The sequence below is a fragment of the Vibrio sp. Vb2131 genome, from assembly GCF_033338535.1.
Taxonomy (GTDB): domain Bacteria; phylum Pseudomonadota; class Gammaproteobacteria; order Enterobacterales; family Vibrionaceae; genus Vibrio; species Vibrio alginolyticus.
Window position 1 is genome coordinate 1 of the sequence record NZ_JAWOSW010000042.1, and the last position, 2,288, is coordinate 2,288.

Annotated in this window: 1 protein-coding gene and 2 tRNA genes; all 3 read left to right on the plus strand. The window is 43.7% G+C overall.

Annotated elements, in window-relative coordinates:
- Position 1 precedes the first annotated feature (1 nt).
- The 3 genes from R7E38_RS22745 (at position 2) to R7E38_RS22755 (ending at position 2,287) form a co-directional block, all read left to right on the plus strand.
- A tRNA-Asn gene (locus tag R7E38_RS22745) sits at positions 2-77 on the plus strand.
- 275 nt (positions 78-352) lie between these two features.
- Positions 353-1,978 (plus strand): methyl-accepting chemotaxis protein, encoded by a 1,626-nt coding sequence (locus R7E38_RS22750; protein ID WP_206955191.1) that lies wholly within the window; start codon positions 353-355, stop codon positions 1,976-1,978.
- Between the two features lie 233 nt (positions 1,979-2,211).
- A tRNA-Phe gene (locus tag R7E38_RS22755) sits at positions 2,212-2,287 on the plus strand.
- Position 2,288: the final 1 nt, after the last annotated feature.

Below are 2,288 nucleotides of genomic sequence, written 5' to 3' on the forward strand. Positions count from 1 at the left end.
TTCCTCCTTAGCTCAGTTGGTAGAGCGACGGACTGTTAATCCGCAGGTCGCTGGTTCGAGCCCAGCAGGAGGAGCCACTTTTAAAGCCGCATCACTTGATGCGGCTTTTTTGTATCTGCTTTATACGTCATTTCTCGCTTTCCCATTTATCTACACTTCATTTCTAAACATCAGCGAACATTAAATCCTTTCTTCAAAAACACTTATTTCACGCTAAAAATTTAATCCTCATCGTAATTTTAATACGCATTAGTATCCGAGCATATTCATCTTCACTAAGATGCCCGAGTTATTACATTTCTTCTTTTAGCTATGCCTTGCATAGTGATAACACTTTATTTGTGAGCTAAATATGAAACTAAAAACTCAAGCCTATTTATTATCTGCGATCATATTGCTAGCTCTCCTAGCTTTGACCGCAACGGGCTTATGGACACTTCGCGTCGCAAGTAACCTTGATAACAAAGCTCGAGTTACTGAGCTATTTAAAAGTGCGTACAGCATACTTACCGAAGTAGAAAAGATGGCTATCGAAGGCAAAATGCCGGAAGACGAAGCGAAAGCATTTGCCACTCGCCTACTTCGTAACAATATCTACAAAGACAACGAATACGTTTATGTCGCAGATGAAAATATGATGTTCATCGCCGCACCACTAGACCCTCAACTGCACGGAACCAGCTTCCATGACTTTAAAGATGGCAGTGGTAATAGCGTAGGCCAACTCATTCTAGATGTATTGGGGCACAAAACAGGTCAGATCGTTGAATATACCTGGAGCCAAAAACAAGCAGATGGCAGCATTGAAGAAAAACACTCGATAGCAGAAAAAACACCACACTGGGGCTGGGTTGTCGGTACAGGTATTGGCTTTAATGAAGTTAACGCACGTTTTTGGTCGACAGCACAATGGCAGCTTGTGCTATGTCTGATTATCGCGGGAAGCATTCTAAGTGGCCTGATCATTTCGATTCGCAAAATGCTTCATCTACTTGGTGGAGAGCCTAACGATGTGCGCAAAGCAGTTCAAGCTGTCGCTCAAGGAGACATTCAGACCAGTTTTGATACTGTGGCACCGAGAGGAAGTATCTATCGTGCCGTGCAAGATATGAGTCAATCACTAGCTACTATGGTGACAAACCTAGAGAAGTCTATGCATGCACTGCGCGCAGAGTTATCTGCCGTAGAAGCTCGATCAAATACGATTGCCGATCTTACCGTATCTCAGCAGCAATCAACGGCGATGATTGCCACTGCGATGACTGAAATGGCATCTTCAGCCAACCATGTTGCCAATTCAGCAAGCGACACCGCAAACAATACGGACGAGGCTGACAAACAAAGCCAACATACTCAGAAACTCATTCATAACACGGTTGAAAACATTCAAGGTTTAGCTTCTCAATTAAATACTGCGAGTAAAGCGGTCGCCGATCTAGATCAGGATGTAAATAATATTGTAAAAGTGCTCGATGTGATTGGTGATATTGCAGAGCAAACAAACCTATTGGCACTCAATGCAGCCATTGAAGCAGCACGTGCTGGAGAACAAGGCCGAGGCTTCGCAGTCGTTGCTGATGAGGTACGCAACCTAGCAGGACGCACACAAGACAGCACAAAAGAGATTCAGTATATGATCTCCAATCTGCAAGAAGGCTCTCGCAATGCCATTCACACAATGGAAATATGTGCAGAAACCAGTGAAAGCACTGTTACAGAGTCTAAGAATGCCTCTGAAGCTCTACAGCAAATTGTAACGGCGTTAGAATCTATCACCACAATGAGCCAGCAGATCGCTACTGCTGCCGCTGAGCAGACGCAGGTTAGCGATGATATTGCGCTACGCATAAACCTTATCGAGGAAAGCGGAGGCCAACTCAACTCTGTCGTAACTGAGAGCCAATCAAGTACTCAAAGTTTAGCTTCACTAGCGAATGAGCTAGAAGGTTGGGTAAACAAGTTCTCAGTAAAGCACTAGTTTAAAGTCAATTGTTCAATAAAAAGCACGTTTTCAGACGTGCTTTTTTGTTTTTATCGCCTTTATTTTGCAAGTGAACACACTATCAATGTTAAAACATCGCTTAAAGCATGGCGCATTGCTGCTAAAAACGCATAAAAACAGCCCACTCCGAGCACAAATTCATCAAACGATATTTTATTTTAATTTTATTGTTGACCTGAAAGCCGAAAAGCCTTTTAATACACCTCGTCGCCCGGATAGCTCAGTCGGTAGAGCAGAGGATTGAAAATCCTCGTGTCGGTGGTTCGATTCCGCCTCCGGGCACCAC